This window comes from Hyphomicrobium sp., assembly GCF_019744875.1.
GTDB lineage: Bacteria > Pseudomonadota > Alphaproteobacteria > Rhizobiales > Hyphomicrobiaceae > Hyphomicrobium_C.
This window is the reverse complement of the sequence record NZ_JAIETU010000006.1, coordinates 303,338-329,738: the sequence shown is the minus strand read 5'-3', so window position 1 is coordinate 329,738 and position 26,401 is coordinate 303,338. Positions and strand designations below refer to the sequence as shown.

Here is a 26,401-nt window from a genome sequence, read left to right as displayed (position 1 = left end):
ACCGCTAAACCGCGATGCCGAGGACACAGATGCAGGGCATCACGAACAGCCGCCCGCGCGCACCGCCGGAGGCATCGACTGCCCCCGGCGAGACGAGCGAAGCGCGCGCCTCGCCGGAGAGCTTGATCAGAACTTGGACGTTGCCGTCAGCAGGAACGACCGGCCCGGCTCGAACAGCGGCACGGTCGGATCGAGCGGATCGTTGAGCCACTCCTGCCCGTAGCTTGCCCGGTCGGCGTACATCTCGTCGAGAATGTTGCGAACGTCGAGACGCAGCGTCAGATCGAACGGAACCTGAGGCTTGTACTCCACGAACGCGTTGAACACCTCGTAAGCCGGAAGGGGCCCGCTGCCCGCCGCAACGCGATCGTAGGACGGAGCGATGACCGCATCCGCGCCGACGGTGAACCCCGTGCCCACGAACGTATGAACGCCCGTGATCGTGATCCGTTCGCCCACCGGCGTGGTCAGGTAGTAGCCGTTGTAGGCATCGGCCGGCTTGCCGTCGATCGAAGCATCGATGTTCGCGTAGGCAACCCGAAGGAAGCCGGCGCTCCAATCGTAGCGCGCCCCGAGTTCAAAGCCCTCGGTTTCAACGTCGTGCAGAAGCGCCTTGACGCGTGCGTCCGCGATTTCCGTTCGGAAAACCGTGCCGTCGAAGGTCCAGCCGCCGTAACGCGCCACCAGCCCCGCCGTGTAGTTGTCGGCAATCGCGGCTGCAAGGTTGCCGTTATAGGTCATCACGTCGACCGTATAGGCTTCTTCCAGTGCGACGCCCGCCCAGATATGCGAGTAGCCTGCTTTCGCGGTCAGGAAGCGCCCGAACAGATCCTGCTCGGCCGAGACGTTGCCGCTCAGGCCACTGTCGTTCCATTTCGTCTGGTCGATGCCGGTGAACTCCTGGTGGTCGGAGCGCCCGCCGAACGAGACGCGGGTTCCCTTCACAGGCTCCAGCCTGGCCTGCGCATACCCGCCCACCACGGTGCTCTTCTCCCGGTAAGATTCGAGATCGAAGGCGATGGCGGTTTCGCTGTCTACGAAATCGACACCCGCAATGACGTTGCCGTTGGCGAATGAGAACTTGTTCTCGAACTTGCCGTTGAACGATTCAGCATCGCCGTAAATAGGCGTGATGAAGTTCGGGCGGCGCGGATGGACAAATGGCTTGTCGACGCTCGTCTTGCTGTGAGCGAGAACGATCTTCGGATCCCACCACCCCTGCGGAGTTGCATCGCTGTAGTTGAAGACCGTCGTCTGCCGGTTGATGTCGTAGGGCACGACCACCGGCTCGAGCCCGACGTTGTAGACGAAATTGGCGCGGTAGGGCCGCAAGGCGTCGTCGCTGAGGAAATCATGGCTCACCTCAAACCTGTCGCCGCTCGGCGCCTGATAGGCGAGTTTGCCGAGACCGCTCTCGAAGTGCGTTTCCGTTCCCGGAACCATGCTTCCGTCGCCGGCTTCGAACTCGTTGCCGCGACCGATGTTGAAGGAGCCGAGAATCTCGAACCCCTTCGACATGCCGTAGGCCGCAATGTTGTTGGTGAACACATCGCCGTTGGTGTTGAACTGGTTTTTCGAGAAGCCGCCGAAGCCGTCGCGGTCGAGAAGATCGCCGACATCCTTTGTCTCGTAGGCGATGGAGCCCGCGAGAGCGCCGAACCCGGCATCGGCCGGCGCAACGCCTGCATCGACGCGCACCGCCTTCAACAGCGACGGATCCACGAAGTTCGTCGCGCTGTGGTGAAACACTTTGTTGTTCTGGGTCGCCCCGTCCACCGTGACCGCGAGGTTCGTCTCCTCGATGCCGTTGACGTAGACCTTCTGCGACATGGGGATCGAGCTGCCGACGATGATGCCGGGCTGGCCCGAGAACACGTCCTGGACGTCGGTCGCATTGATGCGTGCGAGATCCTGGGACGTGATGTTGGTCGTGTTCGTGCCGATCCGCGGCTCACCCGACACCTTTGTGCCCTCGACAGGCTGCACCGGCGCGGGCGCAGCTTCCGCAGGCGCGCTGACCGCCGCCGGTTTGGCAACGGCGGCCTTCTTCTTTTTGCCTTGCTTTGCCGTCACCTGCAGCGGCGGCAGCTCGGCGGCCGGTTCCGCCGCGCTCTCTTGCGCGAACGCTGCACCACAGCTCAGTCCGCACGAAACCACCGCGCTCGCAACCAACCTTGTCGATCGAGCAGCGGCCTTACTGACGTCACGCATAAAATCATCCCCCAAAGTCGAGCGGGCACCGAAGCGCCCACAGATGCAGCTGCGGGCGCTCCAGCCCAAAAGCCCGGGCTGGCTCGCGCCGACCTGCTGGTCGGTCACTGGCTGGCTAGTGCGGGAGCAGATTTTGATTGCTGACTGTAGTAGTAAATAAATTCGTGAGCGGCTTCGTTGAAAAGTCCCGCCCGATGCAAAATAGACACGTCCGCTACTTGTAGACGGACCGGCGAAGCGCCCCCAGCCGCTCGAGGGTGGACATCGTCTTGGGCTGGCTGTCCGTCACCATGCCGAGAATGATGGCTTCGAGACAGACCAGCGTCGCGCCGTGGATGATGGCGCGGCCCGACAGGCTGCACGTGACCGGCACGACGACCGTCGCGTGGCGCGTCAGGGCCTGCTCCTTGGAGTTGGTGATCAGCACGATCGGCACCCGGAAGCGCCGCGCCTCGGCGATCGTCGACAGCGCTTCTTTATAGGGCCCTCCGAACGCGAGCATGATGACGGCGTCGACATCGCCCATGTCCAGAAGCTGCTCCGGAAGCGGCGCCATGTAGCCGTCGAACACGGCCGTCGGCCGGCCGATCTGGTTGAGGCAAAGCGCAAGATATCGCCCAAGAAACGCCGTTGCGCCGCCGCCGAACACACCCACGCGGTTTGCCGGCGAGAGACACTGGATCGCCTCCAGTATGCGCGCGCGCGCCTCTTCGGTCTGAAGTGCCGCGAACGTTTCGCGATGGTCGTCGAACACCTGGTCGACAGCGCTCGCCGAACGCTCCTTGATGGAGGCGAACGTGCGCGTCAGCGTATCGATCGGCGTCTGGCCGGACCCGAGAGCCGTGGCCAGCGCTTGCCGCAGCTCCCGCAGCCCATGGAAGCCTGCCGCCTGAACCGCCCGCACCACGGTCGCGTCCGACGTCCCGATCGCGGCCGCGAGTTCCATGGCCGACTGCGTCATGACCTCATGGCGGTGCGTATCGATGTACGCGAGCACGCGCGCGAGCGACGGCGACATCTCGCGCCCGCGGACGCGAATGCGGTCGCTCAGCTTATCGTGGGGCTTGCCTACGGCCGACATGTCAGCGCCGCCTTCATCACTGCTACATTGTTGACGATTACAGTACATATTACAACAGAAAGCCACTTGGATCAAACACTTGTGGCGCTCCGGCCCGGCAGCCGGGCGACAGTTTGCCCACGGGCCATCGTACACTCAAGCCGTCACCGGTCCGAAAACTGGCTTCCGTGCAGGCGTGCATAGGCTCCGCGGGCCTCGAGAAGGCTCCGGGGGCTGCCCTGCTCGACAATTCCCGTTTCATCGACGACCACGATCCGGTCCGCATGCTGGATGGTCGCCAGCCGGTGCGCGATGATCAAGGAGGTGCGGCCCGTCGCCAGTTCCGCAAGCGACTGCTGGATCGCGGATTCCGTGACCGTATCGAGCGCCGACGTCGCCTCGTCGAGAATGAGAATGGGCGGATTCTTGAGAAATATGCGGGCGATGGCAACGCGTTGCTTCTGCTCGCCGGACAGCTTGATGCCGCGCTCGCCGACGATGGTATCGAGCCCGAGCGGCAGGTCCGCCACCAGCGCGTCGAGCTTGGCGCGCCGAACCGCTTCGGTCACTTCGGCGTCCGTCGCTTCCAGATTTCCATAGAGGATGTTGTCGCGGATCGACCCGCCGAACAGGAACACATCCTGCTGCACGATGCCGATCTGGGCCCTGAGTGAGGCTTGCGTCACGTCGCGGATATCGACACCGTCGATTGTGATCGCCCCGGCATCGATTTCATAGAACCGCGGCAGCAGAGAGCAGATCGTCGTCTTGCCCGCGCCAGACGGCCCGACGAGCGCCACGGTCGCGCCCGCTTCGATCGTAAGGTTGAGACCCGATATGATCGTGCGATCGCCGGAGTAGCTGAAGCTCACGTCCTTGAAGACGATCTCGCCCTTGAAGCGGCCCGCGATGGCGGCGCCCGGCTTGTCCGCGATGTCCGGCACCGTGTCCAGCAGCCGCGTATAGCGGCGGAACCCCGCAATCCCCTTCGGGTAGCTTTCGAGAACCGAGGTGATCTTGTCGATGGGGCGCACGAACACGTCGATCAGCAGGATGAACCCGATCAGGCCGCCGTAGCTCAATTCACCCGAGAGGACGAACCAGGCGCCCGCCACCATCACGATCAGCTGCACGAGCCGCGTGCCGAGATAGCTCAGCGTCACACTCGCGGCCATGTAGGCATAAGCGTCGAGCTTGGTTTTCTTGTAGCCCTCATTGTCGCGTGCAAACAGCCGGCGCTCGTGATCCTCGTTGCCGAACGCCTTGACGACGCGGATCCCGCCAACGCTCTCGCCGATGCGCGTGTTGAAGTTTCCGACTTGCCGGAACAGCTTCTCCCAATTCTGCGTCATGCGCGAACCGTAGCGCGCCGTCAGCCACGCCATGAACGGCACGATGGCGGCGCTGATCAGCGCCAGTTTCCAATGCACCGTGAACATCATCAGAAAGGCGCCGATAAATGTCATCACGGCGATGAACAGGTCTTCCGGGCCGTGGTGGGCGATCTCGCCGACCTCCTCCAGATCCTTCGTCACGTGTGTGATCAGTTGCCCCGTCTGCGCATTGTCGTAGAAGCGGAACGACAACTTCTGGAGGTGATCGAAAGCCTCGGCGCGCATGTCGGTTTCGATGCCGACACCCAGCGCATGCCCCCAGTACGTCACGATGGCCATCAGCCCGGCATTCGCCACGTAGACGGCGAGAAGAGCCGCCGCGCACGCCAGCAGCAGCCCCCAGTTCTGGCCCGGAAGCAGCTCGTCGACAAAGTATTTGACCGCCAGCGGAAAGCTAAGCTGAAGCAATCCGGCCGCAACCGCGCAGCCAAAATCCAGAATGAACAAGGCCTTGTAGGGCCGGTAATAGGAGAAGAAGCGAGCGAGAAGCGGTCGGGTTTCCGTCATGGCAGAAGGCTTGTCCGAACGCTGCTTGGGCGCGCCGCGGGCGCGATGGGACTGTCAGGATCGTCGCCAGACCTGTAATGCCTCTACACGGTAACGCGCAAGCGCGTCATTCACCTCGCTACTTGGCGCCATCGCTCCAGATCACCGCAAGCTCCTCTTGCGCCGCGAAGCGAACGAGGTGACCGGCCACGATGTCCTTGACCCGGTGAAGATCGAGCTCGCTCGACGCTTCGCAGCGGAGCGTCAACTGGTCGCCTGCGGCGTGCATCACGCACAAGCCTGGCTGGAAATCGACCTGACCGCGCACCTGATCGTAGTCCGCAGGCGTCTTATGCGAGAAATGCTTGCAAAGCTGTACGAGGTAGCGGCTGGCGCGCTCCGACCTAACCTGAGCTTCAGCGACGTGCATCTGGCCTCTCCCGGTGCCACAATTTTCTTGAGCCCTGATAGACAACAACACCGCCGCGCGTCCCCATGAACCGGCGAAACGGGCACTACTACATTCCCGATCGACTATTCCGCCACAACCTTGACTCTCATTGTCCAGTTTATAAGTTGCCACGCACCAGCCGCGCGCCGCCGCCAGCGCAATCAACCGGAGCAAAGGACAACGCGTGCGCCCTCGCAATCCCGCCGCCACACGCACCACGCCCGGCCAAGGGATCGCCGCTTGCCTCGCGCTCGCCGTCTGCCTGATCGTTCAGCCCGCCCTCTCCCGCGCCGAGCCGATCGTCGTCACCCACGCGCAGGGCGAGACTGTCCTGCCTGAGAGGCCCCGGAAGGTTTTCACGCTCGACCTCGCTAGCCTCGAAACCCTCGACGCCATCGGCGTCGAGGTGGCAGGCGTCATCGGCACGCACATTCCAGAGCACCTGTCCAAGTACCGGGACGCGAAGTACCTCAAGATCGGATCGCTCTTCGAACCAGACTACGAGACGATCAATGCCGCGCAACCGGACCTCATCATCGTCGCCGCGCGCTCGTCGCCGAAGTACCGCGAGCTGTCGCGCATCGCGCCGACCATCGACCTGACGACGGACGACGGTGCGTTTCTAGAGAGCTCCTTCCGCAACGCCAGAACGCTCGGCAAGATATTCGGCAAAGAGGCCGAGATCGAAACCGCCATCGGTGGGGTCGAAGCCGCCGCCCAGTCGGCGCGCGACAAGGCGCGCGACGCCGGCCGCGGCCTCATTCTCCTCAGCACCGGCGGCCGCCTGAGTGCCTACGGCCCCCAATCGCGGTTCGGCGCGCTGCACAGCGAATTCGGCGTGATCCCGGCCGTCGCGACGCTGGACACGGCGATCCACGGCCAGGGCGTGTCGTTCGAGCTGATCCTCAAGGCCAATCCGGATTGGCTGTTCGTCGTCGACCGGGACGCGGCCATCGGACAGAGCGGGCAGCACGCCGCACAACTGCTCGACAACGCGCTCGTCGCGCGGACGACCGCGTGGAAGAAAAAGCAGATCGTCTATCTCGATTCAACGCGCTGGTACCTCATCGGCGGCGGCCTCGTCTCTCTCCGGGACAACGCCATGCAGATCGCCGGCGCGCTCGGCGCCAAGCCCTAGATGGCGAAATCCTGCCCCGTGCTGCCCCATTTCGCCCTCGGCGTCCTCGTTGTGGCGGCCCTGGCCATCTGGAGCGTCTTCGTCGGCGTGACCGACATGTCGATCGGTGAGCTGTGGCGATCGGGCTGGAACGACGAGCAGGTCCAGGTCCTCATCGAAAGCCGCCTGCCGCGCACCATCGCGCTCGTCCTGGCTGGCGCCGCCATGGCGACATCCGGATCCATCCTTCAGATGCTCGTCCGCAATCGCTTTGCCGAGCCGTCGACGGTCGGCACGGCCGAAGCCGCCAAACTGGGCTTTCTGATCGTCCTGCTCCTCTTTCCGGAGGCATCCATCCCCGCCCGCCTCGCCGCCGCCGCCGCGTTCGCATTTCTCACCACGGCGTTCTTCATGCGGATGCTGCGCGATGTCCCCCTGCAGTCCACTCTCGTCGTGCCACTGGTCGGCATCCTGCTCGGCGGCGTCATCAATGCGGCCGCAAGCTTCCTGGCCTACCGCTACGACCTCATGCAATCGCTCGCGTCCTGGAGCAACGGCGACTTTTCGATGATCCTGCGGGGTCGCTACGAGTTGCTGTGGCTCTCGCTCGGCATGACGCTGCTGGCATACGTCTACGCGGATCGCTTCACCGTCGCCGGACTGGGCGAGAATATTTCGACCAACCTCGGCCTCAGGTACCGCAGCGTCCTGACACTCGGCCTGATCATCGTCTCCGTCTCGACGGCCGTCGTGATCGTCACCGCCGGCATGATCCCGTTTCTCGGCCTGGTCGTTCCAAACCTCGTCAGTCTCACGATGGGCGACAACGTCCGCCGCACTCTGCCTTGGGTGGCCCTCTTGGGGGCGGGTCTGGTCCTGGCCTGCGACATCGCCGGCCGCATCCTGAACGCGCCCTACGAAATCCCGGTCGGCACGATGCTCGGCGTCATCGCGAGCGGGCTGTTCCTCTATTTGCTGTTGCGCAAACATGACCGCCTCACCTGATCCGACGCGGCGCCGCGCGCCCTTGCTCCTTCTCGCAATGTCCGCGCTGGTGGTGCTCGCGGCTATCGGCTTCATGACGCTCGGCGCCAAGGGATCGTGGAGCTTCGTGCTGCCGTTTCGCGGCACCAAGCTCGCCGCAATGGCGCTCGTCGCCTACGCAGTCTCCGTCTCCACCATCCTGTTTCAGACCATCACGACGAACCGCATTCTCACGCCGTCCATCATGGGGCTGGACGCTCTCTATGTCCTGATCCAGACGACGATCATGTTCGCGCTCGGCAGCAGTGCTACGGCCGCTTTGCCGCACTCCGCGCTGTTCCTGGCGCAGGTGACGGTGATGATCGGGTTTTCCGCCGCCGTCTACGCGTGGCTGTTTTCAGGCCGCTCGCAAAGCCTGCATCTCGTCGCCCTCGTCGGGCTGGTGCTCGGCGTGCTGTTCAACAGCCTGTCGAGCCTTCTGCATCGCGTCATGGCCCCGAACGAGTTCGTCATCCTGCAGGATCGGCTGTTCGCCAACTTCAATACCGTCGACACCAGCGTCCTCGCGATTGCCGCCCTGGCCGTGCTCGCGGTGTCGGCCTACGGTGCATCCAAGCTGCGCACGTTCGACGTGTTGCATCTCGGCCGCGAGAGCGCCATCGCCCTCGGCGTCGACTACAGGAAAACCGTGTTTCAGGTCCTGATCATCGTCGCCACACTCGTGTCGGTGTCCACGGCGCTGGTCGGCCCGACGATGTTCTTCGGATTGCTGGTCGCGAGCATCACGTACCGGATCAGCGCCAGCGAGAAGCACGCGGTCCTGCTGCCCCTGGCGACGCTCACGGGCATGCTGCTGCTTATTGGCGGCCAACTGGTCCTGGAACGCCTGTTCGCCTTCGACACCGCCCTCAGCATCGTCATCGAGTTCGCAGGCGGCATCGCCTTCATTCTCATGGTCCTTCGGAGTGCATCCCGATGATCGCCGCGCGCAATCTCACCAAGGCATACGGAGCCAAGCGCGTCGTGGACGACGTCTCGCTCGACATTCCGCGTGGCGGCATCACGTCCGTGATCGGCCCCAACGGCGCGGGAAAATCGACGTTGCTTGCCCTTCTGAGCCGGCTGCTTCCTCCAACGTCCGGATCCGTGCACGTCGACGAACTCGATGTGGCGACGGCCCCAGGCGACGTTCTCGCCAGACGCCTGTCGATCCTGCGGCAGGACAACCACATGACGGCGCGCCTCACGGTGCGCGAGCTGGTCGAGTTCGGGCGCTTCCCGCATTCCAAAGGCCGCCTCTCGACCGAGGACGCGCAGCGCGTCGACGAGGCGATCCGCTATCTCGGCCTTGAAGATCTGAGCGATCGCTTCATCGACGAAATGTCGGGCGGGCAGCGCCAGCGTGCGTTCGTCGCCATGGTCCTATCTCAGGACACCGACTACTTGCTGATGGACGAACCGCTGAACAGCCTCGACATGCGGCATGCAGCCGAGACGATGAAGCTCATTCGCAAGATCGCGGACGAACTCGACAAGAGCTTCGTCCTCGTCCTCCACGACATCAACTTCGCCTCGCACTACTCCGATCGCATCGTGGCGATGCGAGAGGGCGCGGTGATCACGCACGGCACGCCAGACGAGATCATGCAAACCGGCGTGCTTCGCGAAATCTTCGAAATCGACATTCCGATCCATGAGCTCGACGGGCGCAGGATCGGCCTGTTCTACCGCTAGCGACCGCGCGCGGTTGCGGCCCCCTCGCAAGCCTCGTGCGAGTGCTGCAGCGTCTAGGCGTACACGCCCTGGAACACGGCATTGCGTCCAGCGCGCTTGGCGGAATAGAGCGCCTGGTCTGCGTGGCTGACGAGCAGCTCGGAATTCATGGCCGAACCGACGTGGCACGCAACGCCGCTGCTGATGGTCACCATCTGACGCGTCGGATGCGGGATCTTCTCGTTTAGCAGCTTCTTGCGGATGCCTTCCCCCACGCGATGGGCGCCATCGAGCGTGGTGTCGGGCAACAGGATCGCGAACTCGTCTCCGCCGTAGCGAGCAACCACATCGTCAGGGCGCGAAACGGCACTGGCCAGCAGCGCGCCAAGACGGCGAAGGGCCTCATCTCCGGCCCTGTGGCCCGCGAGATCGTTCAAACCTTTGAAATGATCGAGATCGATCAGCAGCAGAGAGACCGGATGGCCGGTGCGATGCGCGCGCCGCGTCGCCCGCTCGAGCGCATCATCGAAATGGCGGCGATTGGAAACACCCGTCAGCGCATCGATCTCCGACTTCCGCTTGAGTTCCTGAATGGTCTGCCAGAATGACACCTCATCCATGGCGATGGCCGCAAGCTCCTGCAGCGGCTCCAGGTCGAAGCTCGCCGGATCGCGCTCCTCATCGCCAAGGACGCAGAGCGAGCCGATCACAAGATCGGAGCCTGCGATCAGCGGCACACCGGCATAAAAGCGATGCGTGATGAGGTCGAGAATGGGGTTTCCTTCGAGACGCGGATCGGTATGTACGTTGCCGATCACCACGGGTTCACCGCTCGCGACCACATAGTTGCAGATCGCGCACTCGCGCGGCATGACCTTGGGAATGGCGTCGCGGGTCGTGGACTTCAGCCACTGAAAGCCTGCGTCGATGAACGCGATATACGCGAGCTCGGCTCCGTAAATCCGCTTTGCGAGCTTCGCAATCCGATCGAAGCGTTCGTCCTGTTCGGTATCCATGAGCCGGCAGGCAACGAGCGCATCCAAGCGCTCGACTTCATTCTGAGGAAAAAAAGCAGAGTCCAGCAATGTGTATCCAATCGGGAAGATCTGTAAAATTCGCATCGAAAGACGGTCGAACAGTAGCGATCAAGAGTAAAAAATACCCAACCGCGAGGAGCCTTCGCCGGACTTTTTGAGACCTCGCCCCGCCCAAAATAATAGGTCAACGGACATAATCTGCCGTCGCCCTGCCGGAAAGCAGGACGTGGTGCGACATCAGACATTCTCGGTGCTGATTATAAAAAGCTACGGAAGGGCGAACCCTGCGTGACGTTCCGGCGCGATGGGTTCGCTCCTAGCCGCGCGCACTACGAGCCGGCGGCCGCGGCATCAGGTCGGTGATCGTTCCCTCGAACATCTCGGCCGCGAGCCCGATCGTCTCGGAGAGCGTCGGATGAGGATGGATCGTCGCGCCGATGTCGGCAGCGTCGGCTCCCATCTCGATGGCGAGTGCAGCTTCGGCGATGAGATCTCCGGCGTTCGGACCGACGATCCCGCACCCCAGAATGCGCTTCGTCTCCTTGTCGAAGATGATTTTTGTCACGCCTTCGTCGCGCCCGAGCGAGAGCGAGCGGCCCGAGGCCGCCCACGGGAACACGCCCTTGCCGAACGCCACGCCCTTTGCGACGGCTTCGGCCTCCGTCAGGCCGACCCACGCAACTTCCGGATCCGTGTAGGCAACCGAGGGGATGACGTGCGCGTCGAACGCCGAATGAAGTCCCGCGGCCACCTCGGCGGCGACCTTGCCTTCGTGAACGGCCTTGTGCGCCAGCATGGGCTGCCCGACGATGTCGCCGATCGCGAAAATCTGCCGGACGTTCGTGCGCATCTGACGGTCCACCGGCACGAAGCCGCGTTCATCGACGCGCACGCCGGCAGCCTCCAGATTCAACTGTCGCCCATTCGGGGCGCGTCCGACCGCGACGAGAACCTTGTCGAACAGTTGCGTCTCGGCTCCCGCGGCACCCTCCATGCCGACCATGAGACCGTCCGGGCGCTCCTCGATGCTCGTCACCTTTGTCGCGAGCTTGATGGCTTCATAGCGCGCTTTGATGCGCTTGAGCAGCGGCGCCACGATATCGACGTCGGCGCCGGGAATGATCTGGTTCTGGATTTCGACCACAGTCACCTTGCTCCCGAGCGCATGGTAGACGGTCGCCATTTCGAGGCCGATGATGCCGCCGCCAAGAACCAGAAGCCGCTCGGGAACGCTCTCGATCTCGAGTGCACCCGTGGAATCGATCACACGTGCGCTTCCCCGCGGAACGAACGGCAGCGTCGCCGGCTCCGAGCCCGCAGCGATGATGGCCTGCCCGAAGGCCAGCCGCGTCACGCCTCCCCGCTCGTCGGAGACCTCCATCTCGGACGGCGAGACGAAGCGCCCCGTGCCCTGCACGACCGTAACGCCACGCATCTGCGCAAGCTTCGTGAGCCCGCCAGTGAGACGGCCAACGACACCCTCCTTCCACTGGCGCAGCTTGTCGAGATCGATCGGCGGCCGCGAGAAGCCGAGCCCGGCCGGAACCATCTCATGCGCTTCCTCGAGCACCTTCGCGGCGTGCAGCAGCGCTTTCGACGGAATGCACCCGACGTTGAGACACACGCCGCCGAGAACGGGCGCTCGCTCCACGAGAACGACCTTCTTACCGAGGTCAGCCGCCCGGAATGCGGCCGTGTAACCGCCCGGCCCAGCACCAAGAACAACGAGTTCCGCTTCCATTCGGAGGATGGCTCCTGAGCCTTCTAGAGAACGAGCTGGCGGACGTCGCCGAGGATCTCGGCGAGACGGCGCGTGAAACGGGCGGCCAATGCGCCATCTATGACGCGATGGTCATAGGACAGGCACAACGGCAGCATGAGCCTCGGGACGAACGCCTGCCCATCCCACATCGGGCGCATCGCAGCACGCACGACGCCGAGAATGGCCACCTCGGGGCTGTTGACGATCGGAGTGAAGCTTGTGCCACCGATGCCGCCCAGGCTCGAAATCGTGAAGCTTGCGCCCTGGATGTCGGCTGGCGCGATCTTGCCTTCGCGCATCCGTCCCGAAAGCGTGGCGAGTTCCTGGCTGAGTTCGAGAATCCGCTTGCGATCGACATCCTTCACGACCGGAACAACAAGCCCATCGGGCGTGTCCACCGCCACGCCGATCGAGTAGTAGTGCTTCAACACCAGCGCATCGCCCTCTGGCGACAGGGACGCGTTGAATTCCGGATACTGCTTGAGCGCCACCGCGCTCGCCATGAGCAGGAATGACAGCATCGTCACGCGGTATCCCTTTTCGCGCGCGTCGCTGTCGAGCTGCTTGCGATAGGCTTCGAGCTCTGTGATGTCAGCTTCATCCGTATGGGTGACGTGCGGGATGTTGAGCCACGCGCGGTGCAGATGAGGGCCCGAGAGCCGCTTCAGCCGCGAAAGCGGTTTCACGGTCGTGGGGCCGAACTTCGAGAAATCCTGGAGCGGTATCTCCGGGATGGCGCGCGCCGTACTCACGCCTCCCGAAGCCTTGCCCAGGGTAGCCTTCACGTCCTCTTTGGTAATGCGGCCTTTGTGGCCGGTGCCCTTGATCGCGCTGAGATCGATGTCGAGCTCGCGCGCGAGGCGGCGCACCGAGGGACTTGCATAGACGTCCCCGAAATCGGCCGGCACCGGCAGCGTGTTGCCACCAGCGCTCTCCGAGGCTTCCGCAGGCGGAGGAGCAGACGCAGGTGCCACCGGCTCGGTCGCAGACGGCCCAGGTCGCGGCGTCTTGTCCGCGGGCGCCGCACCGGCTCCATCCGCGTGGAGCTTGAGGATGATGCTGCCCTCGCTCACCTTGTCGCCCACGCCGACCACGATTTCCGCGACCGTGCCCGCGACGGGCGCCGGCACTTCCATCGTCGCCTTGTCGGATTCGAGCGTGATGAGCGGATCCTCCGCGCGCACGCTGTCACCGGCTTTCACCAATATTTCGACGATCGGCACATCGGCATAATCGCCGATGGCCGGAACCTTCACTTCGATCAGGGACATGCTTGTCTTCCGTGCCTGTGCTGCTTGCTCACGATTTCACGGGATTGGGTTTCTTAGGATCGATCCGGTACCGCGCGAGCGCCTCGGCAACCGTCGTCGACGGAATCTTGTTTTCGTCCGCCAGAGCCTTCAGCGCCGAAACGGCGATGAAGTGACGATCGACTTCGAAGTGGAAGCGCAGCTTGCGCCGGTAATCGGATCGCCCGAAGCCGTCGGTGCCCAGCACGCGGTAGGAATAGGGAACGGCGGGCCTGATCTGCTCGGCGTAGGCCTTCATGTAGTCGGTCGACGCGATGACGGGCCCGCTTCCCCGCTCCGCAAGAAGACGCGAAACATAGGCAACGCGCGTCTGCTCCAGAGGATTGAGCAGGTTCCAGCGGTCCGTCTCCTGCGCGTCGCGCGCCAGCTCCGTGAAGCTCGGCACGCTCCAGATGTCGGCGGAAACGCCGAAGTCGGTCGCCAGCAGCTCGGCCGCGGCAATCACCTCGCGCAGGATCGCGCCGGACCCGAGGAGATGCACCCGATGACCGCTACGGTTGCCGTTCGTCTCTCCGGCTTCCATGCTCTTGAGCAGGTACATGCCGCGGATGATGCCGTCTTCCGCACCCTCCGGCATGGCGGGATGCTCGTAGTTCTCGTTGAGCGCCGTGATGTAGTAGAAGACGTCCTCCTGCCGCTCCATCATGCGCGCCAATCCCTCGCGGATGATGACCGCCATCTCGAACGCGTACGTTGGATCGTAGGAGATGCAGTTCGGGATCGTCGCCGACATCAGGTGGCTGTGACCATCTTCGTGCTGCAGGCCCTCACCGTTGAGCGTGGTGCGCCCCGAGGTACCGCCGATCAGGAAGCCGCGCGCACGGCTGTCGCCTGCCGCCCACGCGAGATCGCCGACGCGCTGGAACCCGAACATCGAATAGAAAATGTAGAACGGCACCATCGGCACGTTCGACGTCGAATAGCTCGTCGCCGCCGCGATCCATGATGACATGGCACCCGCCTCGTTGATGCCCTCCTGCAGCATCTGCCCCTTGCGGTCTTCCCTGTAGTACATCAGCTCGCCCGCGTCCGACGGGCGGTAAAGCTGTCCGACCTGGCTGAAGATGCCGAACTGCCGGAACATGCCTTCCATGCCGAACGTGCGGCTTTCGTCGGGCACGATCGGCACCACACGCGGACCAATCTTGGGATCCTTGAGCAGGCTTGCGAGAATGCGCACGAAGGCCATCGTGGTCGAGATCTCGCGCTCGCCCGATCCATCCAGTTGCGACTTGAAGAGCGACAGCGGCGGCGCCGTGATGCTCGCACTCTCGCGCCTGCGCGCCGGAAGATGCCCACCCAAAGCCTCGCGCCGCGCTTTGAGATACGTCATCTCCTGCGAGCCGTCCTCGAAGCGGATCAACGGAAGGTCGGCAAGATCCGCGTCGGCCACCGGCACCTGGAAACGATCGCGGAAGTGACGAAGCGATTCCGGCCCCATCTTCTTCTGCTGGTGGGTGATCATCTGCGCTTCGCCGGCCGGACCCATGCCGTAGCCTTTGACGGTCTTGGCCAGGATGACGGTCGGCTGCCCGCGATGCTCGACGGCGGCCTTGTAGGCGGCAAAGACCTTGGACGGGTCGTGCCCGCCGCGCGTCAGCTTCCAGATCTTCTCGTCGGACCAATCGGCCACCATGGCCGCGGTCTCAGGATAGCGGCCGAAGAAGTTGGCGCGGATGTAGGCTCCGTCCTTGGACTTGAAATCCTGGTACTCGCCGTCGACGCATTCTTCCATCAACTGGCGCAGCTTGCCGGTGACGTCGCGTTTCAGAAGCTCGTCCCAGCTCGATCCCCAGATCACCTTGACGACGTTCCAGCCGGCGCCGCGAAACACGCCTTCCAGCTCCTGGATGATCTTGCCGTTGCCGCGCACCGGCCCGTCGAGCCGCTGCAGATTGCAGTTCACGACGAAGATCAGGTTGTCGAGCTTCTCGCGACCCGCGAGCGAAATGGCACCGAGGCTTTCCGGCTCGTCCATTTCACCATCGCCACAGAACACCCAGACGTGGCGGTTGTCGGTGTCGGCGACCTCGCGCCCGTGCAGGTACTTGAGGAAACGCGCCTGATAGATCGCCATGATGGGACCAAGCCCCATGGACACGGTCGGGAACTGCCAAAAGTCCGGCATCAGCCACGGATGCGGATAGGACGACAGCCCGTTGCCGTCGACCTCCTGGCGGAAGTTGATGAGCTGCTCTTCGGTGAGGCGTCCCTCGAGAAAGGCGCGCGCGTAGATTCCGGGCGAGGAGTGCCCCTGAATGAAGACGAGATCGCCGCCGTGCGTCGCCGAAGGCGCCTGCCAGAAGTGCTCAAATCCCGTGTCGTAGAGCGTTGCCGCCGACTGATAGCTGGCGATGTGACCGCCGAGCTCGCTCGACTCCTTGTTGGCCTTGAGCACGATTGCAGCGGCGTTCCAGCGGATGGCCGCATGAATGTGCCGCTCGATCTCGCGGTCGCCGGGGTACGTAGGCTCTTCATCGGCCGCGACCGTATTGACGTAGGCCGTCTTTGCGGCGAACGGAAGCTGCGCACCGGAGCGCCGCGCCGCCTCCACTGCGCCGCTCAAAATCTCGTCGGCATGCCGTGTGCCTTCGAAGGCGATAACGGACGAGATGGCATCCGCCCACTCCCGGCGTTCGCGTGATTTGTCGTCGGCCTGGTCATCCATGATCGCGGATCTCCATTGTTGGCGCCGCCCCCGAGCCGGGCCGCAAAAGTCGCGACGGCCCGTAAAAATGCCGCCCTCCACCACCTAGGCGGAGGGCGGCAAAACAATCACTTTTGGAGGCGTCACTCTCTTTGAGAGCGAGAGAGACGCCTCGTCGTGTTTCAGCAGAGATTAGTCGCCGAGTGCGAAGACCCAGACCGAACCGCCCTCGGGAACAGACTTCTCCCAACCGGCCTGCTCGTGCATCTTGCTCTGGATCCACTGCGCGTCGACGCCGTAACCCGAGACCACGGCGATGTACTGCTTGCCGTCGATCGAGAAGGCGCTCGGCGGCGAGATGATGCCCGACGGCGTCGGGAACTCCCACAGCAGCTTGCCGTTCTCTTCATCGTAAGCGCGGAACATGCGATCGTTGGTGCCGCCGACGAACATCACGCCGCCGCCCGTCGCCAGGATCGAACCGAAGTTCCACGAATGCGCGTAGATCTGGCGCCAGACTTCGTTGCGCTCGTCCACGCTCCAGGCCTGGAGACCGCCGACGTACTTGAAGTTGTCGTCAACCTTGAGGTCGAGACGCTTGATGTCCACGCCAGCGGACCACTGACCCGGAAGGATCGGCTGAACCATGCCGGTCAGCGTCATGCAGTGGTTGTCGTTGAAGGGAACGTACAGCCGTCCCGTCTTCGGGCTGTAAGCCTCATAAGGCCAGTCCTTGCCGCCCCAAAGGCTCGGGCAGTAGGTCGCCGTCTTGCCGGTGCCGGGCTTGTGAGCCTCGTTGTAGGTCGGGCGGCCCGTCTTTTCGTCAATGCTCGTGAAGACGTTGTTCTTGACGTACTTCACGCCCTTGTCGAACTTGATGCCACCCTTCGCATCGCGCTCGAGCCAGTACAGCACACCGTTGCGCTGCGCGCTGATCAGGCCCGGAACCTGCTTGCCGTTCTTGTTGAAGTCGACAAGCGTCGGCGCGTTCATGCCGGCCCAATCCCACGAGTCGTTCCAGTGGTACTGGAAGTGACCGACGAGTTCGCCGTTGTCAGGGTTGAGCGAGACGACGGACGCGAGATAGAGGTTGTCGCCCGGACGCTGATCGCCGAGCCACGGTGCGCCGTTGCCCACGCCCCAGTAGATGACGTCATTCTTGACGTCGTAGTTGCCGGGCATCCACATGGTGCCGCCGCCGTTCTTCCAGGCGTCCTTCCACTGCCCGTCCTGCGGCCAGGTTTCAGAGCCGGCTTCGCCGGGAGCGGGGACGGAATAGCGGGTCCATGCCAGCTTGCCGGTCTCGGCGTCGAACGCCTTGATGAAACCGCGCACGCCGAACTCACCGCCGGACGGACCGATGATGATCTTGCCCTTCACTGCGAGCGGAGCGGACGTGATGTAGGCGCTTTCCTTCTCCCAGTCGCAAACGGTCGCTTCCCAGATCATCTTGCCAGTCTTGGCATCGAGCGCCGTCAGCATGCAGTCGATGCTGCCGACGTAGACCTTGTCGCCCCAAAGAGCCACGCCGCGATTGGTCCGGTGCAATGCACCCAGGCCTTCGGGCGTCTCGCGAACATAGCGCCAGAGGAACCGTCCGGTCTTGGAGTCATAGGCGATCACGTTGTTGTGCGCCGTTGCCACGAACATGTAGTCGCCGTTGACGATCGCCGGAGCCTCATGGCCCGAGGTCACGCCAGTGGCAGCAGACCAGACAGGCTTCAGCTTTGCAGCATTGGCAGGCGTGATCTGATCGAGTGGGCTGTAGCTCCAGCCTGCGTAGTTGCCCTTCGTCAGCAACCAGTTCTCAGGCTCGGGATTTTGAAGGCGCGACTCGGTGACGGGCTTGTAGTCGCCCGCCTGCACCGAAGTCGCGGCGATCAAAGCGAGCGCTGCGACGGATAGTCTGAGTTTCATCGTAGGAATCCTCCCAACCATTTTTGTGAGCTTCTATTGAGCGAGGCGCTGTTGATGCGCTCGCTAGACTGGCGGCCCGATCGGGCCGTTCAGTTTTCCTGACACCACCAGTGAGCCATCGGTGATGGTAACCGGCAGCATGGCAAGCCTGCGCGTCGCGGGCCCCAGCACCACCTTCCCGTTGTTCGAGAGATCGAAGGTCGAGCCGTGGCAGTTGCACGTGGCAAAGCGCGGATTCTCGTGTTCGCCGGAGATGGGGCAGCCCTCGTGCGTGCAAACCGCCGAGTAGGCGACAATTCCGTCGGCCGCATGCGGGGCCGTCGATGGATCGAGATCCTTGACGTCGACCCGCTTCAGCATGAGCAGGTTGGCCCGCGAGGCCAAAACTTTCTCCGAGGCCGGATCTCTCGGATAGACGAGCAGCGGGGCCTCACCGACCTTCACATCCTCAGGACGGACGAGCTGTCCTTCCTTGTCGCCGCTCATGAAGGCGAATGTGTCTCCAGGCTGAAGCTTCGATGTGCGCGCGCCTTCCGCGCTCGCCGCCGACGGGCACAGCAGAGCGGTCGATGCAGCAACGCAGCCGCAGACGGCGAAGCCTTGCATGAACTCGCGCCGGCCGACTTGGCTGGCATCCATGCTCTCTGGGTTGGCCAGCGGGCCAATCTCCGTATTGTTCGACATGTTCCTCCCCAGTTTCATTGTCGTCGCACGCAGCGTGCCGGCTACTCGATGGCAACACCGCAACGACGTTGGGGGGCAAACAGCATGATTCATGCCAGCCTCGCGTACGCGCCCAACGGACGTACGAAACACGCGCGCAAACACGCGATAACACGTGCAAATTCGGGGTGTTTTCGGAGGCAGTGTTTTCGTGACCCAATGCACTGTGGGGGTCTGCGCATCACGATGCGCGTTATGTCGCTGTGCCTGCGTTACATCAGGTGTCGCACGCGGTGTCACAGCCGTTACGGGGCGCGCGTATCGTCAGACGTAGTCCTGCCGCTCGCAACCCGATCGCTTGTTGCGTGATGGCCACGCTTTGCTCGCAAAGACACGCCGGGAGAACTTCCCCGAGCATCGCGAGGGGCTCCGTAAATTCTTCAGCAGCCGTCATTTTTTATTCGCGGTCGCTTTCGAGCGCGCCGCCGACGTTGCGCCGCGCCGCATCGCGCGAAGTAACTGGCACACGCCTTGCTCTCACCCCGATTTCACAAGGTGAGCGTCTTCTAAAAACGAGCGTCGATGGGCGCGCAAGAAGCAAGGAGCACACGAACAATGGTTGGGGGAAACAAGTATAGTCTCGCTCGCGCAGCACTGCTCGGCATGGCCGGTGCAGCACTGGTGAGCGCGGACGCGATGGCGGCAGACCTCGGCGGCGATTGCTGCGCCGATCTCGAGGAGCGCATTGCAGAACTCGAAGCCACGACTGCGCGGAAGGGGAACCGCAAGGTCTCGCTGTCGATGACGGGTTGGGTCAGCCAGCAAATCTTCTCGTGGGATGACGGCCACGAATCCAACACCTACGTGAACGGCCAGGCGCCGGATCTCGCCTCGCGCATCACGTTCGGCGGCCAAGCGCAAATCGTGCCCGGCTGGTCGGCCGGCTACCAGTTGTCGCTCTCGTTCGACCAGTCGGATGCCCTTCTCGTCGACCAGAACAATGCCAACGTCGGCACGGGCGTGACGGTGTTCCATTCGAACTGGTTCTTGAAGAGTGACAAGCTCGGCAAGGTCACCGTCGGCCTGCAGTCGCAAGCCTCCGACAACGCGGCGCTCGATTCCGATCTCTCCGGCACCGTCATCGCCGCCAACACCGTGACCTTCGACGGCGCGTCCTTCCGGCTTCGTCCCAAGGGCGGCAACGCCGGTGCGGCAGGCCTTTCCGGCGCCACGTGGTTCGACATGGCGTTCTTCTGCCAGCAGACGCAGCTTGGCATCGGCGGCGACTGCGCCGGTGATCGCCGCAACTCCATCCGCTACGACGCACCTGCTATCGGCGGTCTCAAGCTGTCGGCGTCGTGGGGTGAGGACGACTTCTGGGATATCGCTGGCCGCTGGACCGGCGAGTTCAGCAACTTCAAGCTGGCTCTGAGCGGCGCCTACACGTCGGCCACCGATGATGCCTTTGGCGACTCCGACTACACTCAGGTCGGCGCCTTCATCAAGCACGTGCCGACGGGCCTGTGGGCCTACGGCGTCTACGGCCAGGAAGGTGCCGGCTTCGTGGGCACGAAGGACGACTCCCACTACTATCTCAAGGCCGGTCTGACCCAGAAATGGATCGCGCTCGGCGAGACGCACGTGTGGGGCGAGTACGGCCAGAACCGCGACATGTTCGGCGGCATCCAGACCGGATCTGGCGAGCTCTGCAGCGACTTCTTCGGCGCAGGCGGCAACATCGGCTCGGCATGCGCGAACGCAGCCGATACCACCGTCAACCTGACCGGAACCGAGGCTACGCGCATCGGCGTCGGCATTCAGCAAGACATCGACGCGGCTGCCATGCAGCTCTGGGCGAAATGGCGTCGCCACGAGCTGGAAGCCGACTTCAGCGATGCCGGCGTCGCCGGAAAGCAGGACTTCGAGGCCTTCGATATGTTCATCGCAGGCGCCGTGGTGTTTTTCTAGACTTCCAAATCTCGCTTTGTCACGGCCCTTCTCCCGGGGGGATAAAACTTGGGGGGCGATGCAAATCGCCCCCCTCTTTTTTTGCCGTGAATGTAGCCGTCGCATCAGAGTTCGGCCTACGCCGAACTGGCGACGGATCGCTTCAATCGTCGACAAGAACGATGTGAACGGCCTTCGGCCCGTGTGCGGGCCTAACGACGATGCCCCCGACGTCGGCGGTTCGCGACGGTCCGGAGATAATGTTGACCGTGCGTGGCCAATCGACATTTTCGCTGCGCAATCGCGCCCACACATCCTCGGCGAAGCCAACGATGTCTGACGCTCTGAGAACGACGACGTGCACGTCGGGCAGGAAATTCAAACTGGTCGGAGAGGCTGAACTGGAAAGCAGGATCACGCTGCCAGTTTCTGCGATTCCAGCAAGTGCGGGCGTGACGCTGATCGGCTCGATCCGGCGCCCCGGCCCGACGTTGATGTCCCAGTCCGTCGGCCAGCCCAAGTGAGACAAGGCAGGCGCGACGCTGATGTCGGGTATGCCATCCACCCCCTCCAGAAGTCGTTTCACGGCCGGCACAAGCAGTTGGAGAGAGACGACGCGCTCGACCGTAAAGAGATTGCCCTTGGCCTTCGCGATAAACTGCTCGATCGCCTCGCCTGAGATCCCGGGACGCGGACCGACGGGCGGCGACTTCATGCGTTTCTCGATGGATGCCGCTTCCGCCTCCGTGAGGAGACGGTTGCCGAGCGCGGCCTTGATGCGCGCCAGAACAGCTTCACGTCCGCTTGCACTCATTTCTGCCGCGCGCGCCTCGCCCATTGGGCATGAAAAGTCTCGCCTTGCGGCGCCGGCATGTCCCGCCCCGCCGTCCATCCACTCGCAAGCGGAAGGGAGCGGAAACGTCCACTCGACCTGCCGAGCCACGCGAGCACCGGGATCGCAAGGCCGGTCGCCGCGCGATAGAGCTTTGGCCGCTGCGCGAGCCAGGCCCACGCACTGATCCCCCAGCGGGTCGTCGCGTCGATGAAGCCCTGTTCCCATTGCTGGTGGCGCAGCCGCCGCAAGAGATCTGGCAGCGGGATCTTGACCGGACACACCTGCTGGCATCGGCCATTCAGAGTGCAGGCGTGCGGAAGCTCCTTGGCCTTCTCGTGGCCCGCGATCATCGGCGTCAGCACGGCGCCCATCGGCCCCGGATAGACCCAGCCGTAGCTGTGCCCGCCCACGGACAGGTAGACCGGGCAATGGTTCATGCAGGCGCCGCAACGAATGCATCTCAGCATCGACTGAAACGCGCCGCCGAGCATCTCGGTGCGGCCATTGTCGATGAGCACGACGTGGTACTCCTCGGGGCCGTCGAGGTCGTCCGCGCGGCGCGGGCCGGTGGAGAGGGTCATGTAGCTCGTGACTTCCATGCCGAGTGCGCTTCTGGCCAGGAGCCTGAGCAGCACCGACGCATCGTTGAGCGTAGGCACCACCTTTTCGATGCCGGCCGTCACGATGTGCACGCGCGCAAGCGTCGAGGTCAGATCGCCGTTCCCCTCGTTGGTCACGATGATGTTGGATCCGGTTTCGGCCACGAGGAAGTTCGCACCCGTGATACCGACATCTGCCGCGAAGTATTTCTCCCGCAGAATGGTGCGCACCTGGCCGATGAGTTCGGCGGCACTCTTCGCGCGGTCCATGAAGCCGTAGGCGCGATGCCGGTCTTCGAAAAGATCGGCGACGTCATCCGTCGTCTTGTGGATGGTCGGCATCACGATGTGGCTCGGCGCTTCCCCGGCGAGCTGCACGATGTATTCGCCGGCATCGCTTTCGACGACCTCGAGCCCGTCAGCCTCGAGCGCCGCATTGAGATCGATCTCCTCCGACACCATCGACTTGCCTTTGACGACGGTCCGGGCTCCCGCCGCAGCGCAGATCTCGCGAATGATGCGCCGCGCCTCTTCGGCGTCGCGAGCCCAATGCACCTTTCCGCCCTGGCGAACGACCTCGCGCTCGTAGCGCTCCAGGTAGACATCGAGATGCGCGAGCGTGTGATCCTTGATCGCGGCGCCCGCGTCCCGCATCGCCTCGAACTCAGGAAGCGCGGCGACTGCCCTGGCGCGAGCGGCGACAAACCCGCTTTTCAAGCCGGCAATCGACGTCTGCAAGCTCGCGTCCGAAAGCGCGCTGGATGCTCGGCTCTTGAAGCTCTCGCCTGCGATGGCCATCAGTCGCGGTCCCCGTCGCCGATCCCCGGCCGGTCTGCCATTCCTGCGAGCACCTCGGCGGTGTGGAGGACACGCACGTCCTTGCCGAGCCGCTTCAGCCGCCCCGCAATGTTGAGCAGGCATCCAAGATCGCCGCCGAGCAGCGTATCGGCCCCACTCGCATCGATGTTGCCGATCTTGTCGGACACCATCTTCACCGAGATCTCGGGATACTTGACGCAGAAGGTACCCCCGAACCCGCAGCAGACCTCGGCGTCCTGCATCTCGGTCAGCGTCAGCCCCTTGACGCCGGACAGCAGCGTCCGTGGTTGCTGTTTGATGCCGAGGCTGCGAAGCCCCGAGCAACTGTCGTGATAGGTCGCCCGGCCCTCGAAGCTGGTCTCCGGAGGAGAAACCTCGAGGACGTCGGTGAGAAACGCCATCAGTTCGTAGCTGCGGCCGGCGAGCGCGCGCGCTCGCTCGCTCCACTCGGAATCGTCCTTCAAGATCTCCGGATAGTCCTTGCTGATCGTTGCCATGCACGATCCCGAGGGCCCGACGACATAGTCATAGCCCGCGAACGCTTCGATCGTCTGGCGCGCGATGCGCCGCGTCGCATCCGTGTCCCCACTGTTGAACGCGGGCTGCCCGCAGCAGACCTGCGCCGCCGGCACCTCGACGGCGCACCCCGCATCCTCGAGCAGCTTCACGCATGCGAACCCGATGCCAGGCCGGAACAGATCGACGAGGCACGTGACGAAAAGACCGACACGCGGTTGCGTGCTGTTGGTCTGCGAAGCGCGGTCGCCCGTCATTTGGGTCTCAACACCTGATGACACGACTAAGGTACGAGAAGAGTGAAGGGCCAATAGTAGGCCTGCGCGAATACGAGGAGCCCGACCAGCACGGCCAACGCGACGCTATGGAAAAACACGAAGCGAAGGATGGCTCCTTCATGTCCATACCATTTGGTTGCCGTGGCGGCGACGACGATGCTCTGGGCATCGATCATTTTCCCCATGACACCGCCGGAACTGTTTGCCGCGGCCATGAGCGTTGAGCTCAGACCGAGCTGCTCGGCGCTGACTTTTTGCAGGCCGCCGAAGAGAACGTTCGACGCCGTGTCGGATCCCGTCAAGGCGACGCCGATCCAACCAATGAGCGGACCGAAGAATGGATAGAGCCATCCGGTGTTTGCGAGAGCCAGGCCAAGCGTGGCGTCCGTTCCCGAATAGCGGGTCACGAACCCCAACGCCAACATGCATGCGATCGTGATCAGCGAATAGCGGATCACATACAGCGTCTCGAAATAGCAGGCGATCAGCCGGCGCGGGCCGTAGCCGAGAGTCACACCGGCGATAACTGCGGAGAACAGAATTCCGGTCCCGGTCGCGGACAGGAGGCTGAGGCTGTAGACCGCCGCTTCCACGTGAGGAGCGGCCACGACAGGCGGCATCTTCTGGACGAGCTGGTCCAGCCCCACGACGGGAATTTTCAGCGACCAGATGCTGTCGAGGTAAGCTCTGACCTGTGGGATTCCCCAAAGAAACACGAACACGCTGAGCAGCAGCCAGGGCGTCCAAGCCCTCAGCATCTCCTGCGAGCTCAAGGGAGGTAACGCATCGCCCCCAGTGCTTGCGGACGACGCGCTGTCGGCGGACATGCTTTCGGTGGACATGCCCTCCGCGGCTGCGTCCACCTCGCCGTTTGTCGTGGCGTGGCGTGGCGACCAGACCCTAAGAAAAAGCGCGAGCGAGGCCATCGACACCACCGACGCAACGATGTCGACCAGCCAAGGTCCGTGAAAGTTCGAGACGAGATATTGCGGCACGGCAAAGGAGAGCCCGGCGACCAAGATCGGCGGCCACACCTCAATCATGCGTCGAAAGCCGACATAGGCCCAAACCAACCAGAACGGAACGATCAATGAAAAGAACGGAAGCTGCCGTCCAATCATTCCGCTGAGTTCATGAATGTCGAGGCCGGTGACCGCCGCAAGCGCGATGACCGGAGACCCGAGCGCGCCGAACGCCACCGGAGCTGTGTTGGCGATGAGCGACAATCCCGATGCCGCAAGCGGAGAAAATCCAAGGCCGATCAGCATTGCAGCGGTGACCGCGACGGGCGTGCCGAACCCCGCGGCGCCTTCGAAAAAGGCTCCGAGCGAAAAGGCGATGAAGAGCAGTTGCAGACGGCGATCCGTGCTGATGCTGCCGATACTGCGCTGCAGAACGGCGAATTCGCCACATTCGGCAGTCAGTCGGTAGAGAAAGATGACATTCAGAACGATCCAGCCGATCGGCAGCAGGCCGAAACCAGCGCCGTAAACGGCCGCCATGCCAGCCATCTGCGCCGGCATGTCGAACACGAAAATCGATACGACCAAGGCGGTGATCAGCCCCAGGGCCGCCGCCACATGCGCCTTGACCTCGAAGATCGCTATGGCGCCTAGAAGGACAACGACCGGCAGGGCCGCCGCCCCTGAAGCAAGTAGAAAATTCCCAAATGGATCATAGCTTTGCGACCACACGTTTCCGCCCCCAAAATGTGACGAGCTGCCCCCTTGGTAAATGCATTTGAGCGCCCGTTCTGTTGGTAAAATAAATAGACCACAGCGCAACGGAGGGCAACAGGATTGATCGATTGCCGCGCTTTTGGTAGAAAATTTACCACCGCTTAGTCTGGCAAGCTTTCCAACAGGGAGATCGAATGCCGATGACCGAACGCATCAAGCCGCAGCGCATTGCGGACGCGATCGCGGATCATTTCGAAAAGCTCATCCTGCAAGGCGTGCTGAGGCCGGGAGAAAAGCTTACGCCTGAGCGCGAGTTGGCCGAAAAGCTGGATGTATCGCGGCCGTCTCTCCGCGAGGCCATCGAGATGCTCGCAGGGCGCGGGCTGCTGACGACGACGCGGGGCGGGACTTATGTGGCGCAGTTTCTCTCGCCGCTGCTGAAACCGCTTGCCTCGCTGCTCGAAGACAACCCTCAAGTCACCGCCGACTACTTTGAGTTTCGAGAGGTCATCGATGCGCAGGCCGCGCGCTATGCAGCAGTGCGGGCATCCGATCTGGACCGGGAAGCGATCCGCGAATGCATCGAGCGCATGAAGAAGGCCCACGAACTCGAGGATCCCACGCAGGAGGCACAGGCAGACGTCGACCTGCACCTTTCGATCTATGAAGCCGCGCACAATGCCGTCCTGCTTCACATCATGATGGGGCTGGTCGAACTGCTGCGCACCAACATCTTCTTCAGCCGCCAGCAGCTCTATCAGCGCTCAGCTGTGCGGGCCAAGCTGCTGTCGCAGCACTTAGCCATCGCGGACGCCATTCTGTCCGGCAACGCCAAAGCCGCCGAGGCTGCCGCGTCCGAGCATGTCCGCAGCACCTGCAAGAGCGTTGAAGAGACCCGCCTCGATGGGCAGCGCCTCAAGGCGTCTTTGCTGCGGGTTGATCGCCAAGACTATGTCGCGAGGTGAGGGACATCACC

The 26,401-nt window shown here is 63.3% G+C and carries 20 protein-coding genes; 6 read left to right on the top strand and 14 right to left on the bottom strand.

Translation table 11 applies throughout. The annotated features are described in order from the left end of the window. Nucleotides 1–126: 126 nt before the first annotated feature. From K2Y42_RS16715 to K2Y42_RS16700, 4 genes are all read right to left on the bottom strand, one after another. The gene (locus K2Y42_RS16715) at nt 127–2,211 is read right to left on the bottom strand and encodes a TonB-dependent receptor (protein ID WP_291154539.1); all 2,085 of its coding nucleotides are present in this window, start codon (nt 2,209–2,211) and stop codon (nt 127–129) included. A 214-nt stretch (nt 2,212–2,425) separates the two neighbouring features. After that, a complete protein-coding gene (locus tag K2Y42_RS16710) occupies nt 2,426–3,292 on the bottom strand; it encodes a MurR/RpiR family transcriptional regulator (RefSeq protein ID WP_291154538.1) in 867 nt (288 codons plus the stop codon). A 143-nt stretch (nt 3,293–3,435) separates the two neighbouring features. After that, nucleotides 3,436–5,172: an ABC transporter ATP-binding protein gene (locus K2Y42_RS16705; protein ID WP_291154537.1), complete on the bottom strand. Its 1,737-nt coding sequence runs from the start codon at nt 5,170–5,172 to the stop codon at nt 3,436–3,438. A gap of 118 nt (nt 5,173–5,290) precedes the next feature. Beyond that, nucleotides 5,291–5,581, bottom strand: a complete 291-nt coding sequence (locus K2Y42_RS16700; RefSeq protein ID WP_291154535.1) for a DUF2218 domain-containing protein — start codon at nt 5,579–5,581, stop codon at nt 5,291–5,293. Nucleotides 5,582–5,786: 205 nt separating this feature from the next. Here K2Y42_RS16700 and K2Y42_RS16695 point away from each other — a divergent pair, with 205 nt between their 5' ends. The 4 genes from K2Y42_RS16695 to K2Y42_RS16680 are packed head-to-tail and all read left to right on the top strand — an operon-like array spanning nt 5,787 to nt 9,437. Further along, nucleotides 5,787–6,740 carry a siderophore ABC transporter substrate-binding protein gene (locus tag K2Y42_RS16695; protein WP_291154534.1) on the top strand — a complete coding sequence of 318 codons (954 nt, stop codon included), beginning with the start codon at nt 5,787–5,789 and terminating at the stop codon, nt 6,738–6,740. Further along, nucleotides 6,741–7,724 (top strand): iron chelate uptake ABC transporter family permease subunit, encoded by a 984-nt coding sequence (locus K2Y42_RS16690; RefSeq protein WP_291154533.1) that lies wholly within the window; start codon nt 6,741–6,743, stop codon nt 7,722–7,724. After that, entirely contained in the window at nt 7,708–8,682 is a 975-nt protein-coding gene (locus K2Y42_RS16685) for an iron chelate uptake ABC transporter family permease subunit (RefSeq protein WP_291154532.1), read from the top strand. The genes K2Y42_RS16690 and K2Y42_RS16685 overlap by 17 nt, the downstream gene beginning before the upstream one ends. Further along, nucleotides 8,679–9,437 (top strand): ATP-binding cassette domain-containing protein, encoded by a 759-nt coding sequence (locus K2Y42_RS16680; protein WP_291154530.1) that lies wholly within the window; start codon nt 8,679–8,681, stop codon nt 9,435–9,437. The genes K2Y42_RS16685 and K2Y42_RS16680 overlap by 4 nt, the downstream gene beginning before the upstream one ends. Nucleotides 9,438–9,490: 53 nt before the next feature. Here K2Y42_RS16680 and K2Y42_RS16675 read toward each other — a convergent pair whose 3' ends face one another. From K2Y42_RS16675 to K2Y42_RS16650, 6 genes are all read right to left on the bottom strand, one after another. Beyond that, nucleotides 9,491–10,501, bottom strand: a complete 1,011-nt coding sequence (locus tag K2Y42_RS16675; RefSeq protein ID WP_291154529.1) for a sensor domain-containing diguanylate cyclase — start codon at nt 10,499–10,501, stop codon at nt 9,491–9,493. Between the two features lie 268 nt (nt 10,502–10,769). Further along, nucleotides 10,770–12,194 (bottom strand): dihydrolipoyl dehydrogenase, encoded by a 1,425-nt coding sequence (gene lpdA, locus K2Y42_RS16670; RefSeq protein WP_291154528.1) that lies wholly within the window; start codon nt 12,192–12,194, stop codon nt 10,770–10,772. Between the two features lie 23 nt (nt 12,195–12,217). After that, entirely contained in the window at nt 12,218–13,486 is a 1,269-nt protein-coding gene (aceF, locus tag K2Y42_RS16665; protein WP_291154526.1) for a dihydrolipoyllysine-residue acetyltransferase, read from the bottom strand. A gap of 28 nt (nt 13,487–13,514) precedes the next feature. Continuing rightward, the gene (aceE, locus tag K2Y42_RS16660) at nt 13,515–16,193 is read right to left on the bottom strand and encodes a pyruvate dehydrogenase (acetyl-transferring), homodimeric type (RefSeq protein ID WP_291154525.1); all 2,679 of its coding nucleotides are present in this window, start codon (nt 16,191–16,193) and stop codon (nt 13,515–13,517) included. A gap of 171 nt (nt 16,194–16,364) precedes the next feature. After that, the gene (locus K2Y42_RS16655) at nt 16,365–18,089 is read right to left on the bottom strand and encodes a PQQ-dependent dehydrogenase, methanol/ethanol family (protein WP_291154523.1); all 1,725 of its coding nucleotides are present in this window, start codon (nt 18,087–18,089) and stop codon (nt 16,365–16,367) included. 63 nt (nt 18,090–18,152) lie between these two features. Next, complete coding sequence (locus tag K2Y42_RS16650; protein WP_291154521.1) at nt 18,153–18,773, bottom strand: Rieske 2Fe-2S domain-containing protein; 621 nt, start codon at nt 18,771–18,773, stop codon at nt 18,153–18,155. A gap of 594 nt (nt 18,774–19,367) precedes the next feature. Between K2Y42_RS16650 and K2Y42_RS16645 the strand changes: the two genes are divergently transcribed. Then, on the top strand, nt 19,368–20,720 hold the full coding sequence (locus K2Y42_RS16645; RefSeq protein ID WP_291154519.1) for a porin: 1,353 nt from the start codon (nt 19,368–19,370) through the stop codon (nt 20,718–20,720). Between the two features lie 142 nt (nt 20,721–20,862). Here K2Y42_RS16645 and K2Y42_RS16640 read toward each other — a convergent pair whose 3' ends face one another. From K2Y42_RS16640 to K2Y42_RS16625, 4 genes are read right to left on the bottom strand one after another with little or no spacing between them, the layout of a single operon-like run. Further along, nucleotides 20,863–21,513: an LUD domain-containing protein gene (locus K2Y42_RS16640; protein WP_291154518.1), complete on the bottom strand. Its 651-nt coding sequence runs from the start codon at nt 21,511–21,513 to the stop codon at nt 20,863–20,865. After that, nucleotides 21,510–22,931, bottom strand: coding sequence for a LutB/LldF family L-lactate oxidation iron-sulfur protein (locus K2Y42_RS16635; RefSeq protein ID WP_291154517.1), 1,422 nt, complete (start codon nt 22,929–22,931; stop codon nt 21,510–21,512). The genes K2Y42_RS16640 and K2Y42_RS16635 overlap by 4 nt, the downstream gene beginning before the upstream one ends. Then, nucleotides 22,931–23,725, bottom strand: coding sequence for a (Fe-S)-binding protein (locus tag K2Y42_RS16630; RefSeq protein ID WP_291154516.1), 795 nt, complete (start codon nt 23,723–23,725; stop codon nt 22,931–22,933). The genes K2Y42_RS16635 and K2Y42_RS16630 overlap by 1 nt, the downstream gene beginning before the upstream one ends. A gap of 26 nt (nt 23,726–23,751) precedes the next feature. Further along, a complete protein-coding gene (locus tag K2Y42_RS16625; protein WP_291154840.1) occupies nt 23,752–25,440 on the bottom strand; it encodes an L-lactate permease in 1,689 nt (562 codons plus the stop codon). A 185-nt stretch (nt 25,441–25,625) separates the two neighbouring features. On the opposite strand from K2Y42_RS16625, the gene K2Y42_RS16620 reads away from it, so the two are divergent. After that, nucleotides 25,626–26,390, top strand: a complete 765-nt coding sequence (locus K2Y42_RS16620) for an FCD domain-containing protein (protein ID WP_291154515.1) — start codon at nt 25,626–25,628, stop codon at nt 26,388–26,390. Nucleotides 26,391–26,401 lie beyond the last annotated feature (11 nt).

Coding starts and splice junctions, on each gene's coding strand:
- K2Y42_RS16715 (WP_291154539.1), bottom strand. CDS start 2,211: ATGCGTGACGTCAGTAAGGCCGCTGCTCGATCGACAAGGTTGGTTGCG.
- K2Y42_RS16710 (WP_291154538.1), bottom strand. CDS start 3,292: ATGTCGGCCGTAGGCAAGCCCCACGATAAGCTGAGCGACCGCATTCGC.
- K2Y42_RS16705 (WP_291154537.1), bottom strand. CDS start 5,172: ATGACGGAAACCCGACCGCTTCTCGCTCGCTTCTTCTCCTATTACCGG.
- K2Y42_RS16700 (WP_291154535.1), bottom strand. CDS start 5,581: ATGCACGTCGCTGAAGCTCAGGTTAGGTCGGAGCGCGCCAGCCGCTAC.
- K2Y42_RS16690 (WP_291154533.1), top strand. CDS start 6,741: ATGGCGAAATCCTGCCCCGTGCTGCCCCATTTCGCCCTCGGCGTCCTC.
- K2Y42_RS16685 (WP_291154532.1), top strand. CDS start 7,708: ATGACCGCCTCACCTGATCCGACGCGGCGCCGCGCGCCCTTGCTCCTT.
- K2Y42_RS16680 (WP_291154530.1), top strand. CDS start 8,679: ATGATCGCCGCGCGCAATCTCACCAAGGCATACGGAGCCAAGCGCGTC.
- lpdA (WP_291154528.1), bottom strand. CDS start 12,194: ATGGAAGCGGAACTCGTTGTTCTTGGTGCTGGGCCGGGCGGTTACACG.
- aceF (WP_291154526.1), bottom strand. CDS start 13,486: ATGTCCCTGATCGAAGTGAAGGTTCCGGCCATCGGCGATTATGCCGAT.
- aceE (WP_291154525.1), bottom strand. CDS start 16,193: ATGGATGACCAGGCCGACGACAAATCACGCGAACGCCGGGAGTGGGCG.
- K2Y42_RS16655 (WP_291154523.1), bottom strand. CDS start 18,089: ATGAAACTCAGACTATCCGTCGCAGCGCTCGCTTTGATCGCCGCGACT.
- K2Y42_RS16650 (WP_291154521.1), bottom strand. CDS start 18,773: ATGTCGAACAATACGGAGATTGGCCCGCTGGCCAACCCAGAGAGCATG.
- K2Y42_RS16645 (WP_291154519.1), top strand. CDS start 19,368: ATGGTTGGGGGAAACAAGTATAGTCTCGCTCGCGCAGCACTGCTCGGC.
- K2Y42_RS16640 (WP_291154518.1), bottom strand. CDS start 21,513: ATGAGTGCAAGCGGACGTGAAGCTGTTCTGGCGCGCATCAAGGCCGCG.
- K2Y42_RS16635 (WP_291154517.1), bottom strand. CDS start 22,931: ATGGCCATCGCAGGCGAGAGCTTCAAGAGCCGAGCATCCAGCGCGCTT.
- K2Y42_RS16630 (WP_291154516.1), bottom strand. CDS start 23,725: ATGACGGGCGACCGCGCTTCGCAGACCAACAGCACGCAACCGCGTGTC.
- K2Y42_RS16620 (WP_291154515.1), top strand. CDS start 25,626: ATGACCGAACGCATCAAGCCGCAGCGCATTGCGGACGCGATCGCGGAT.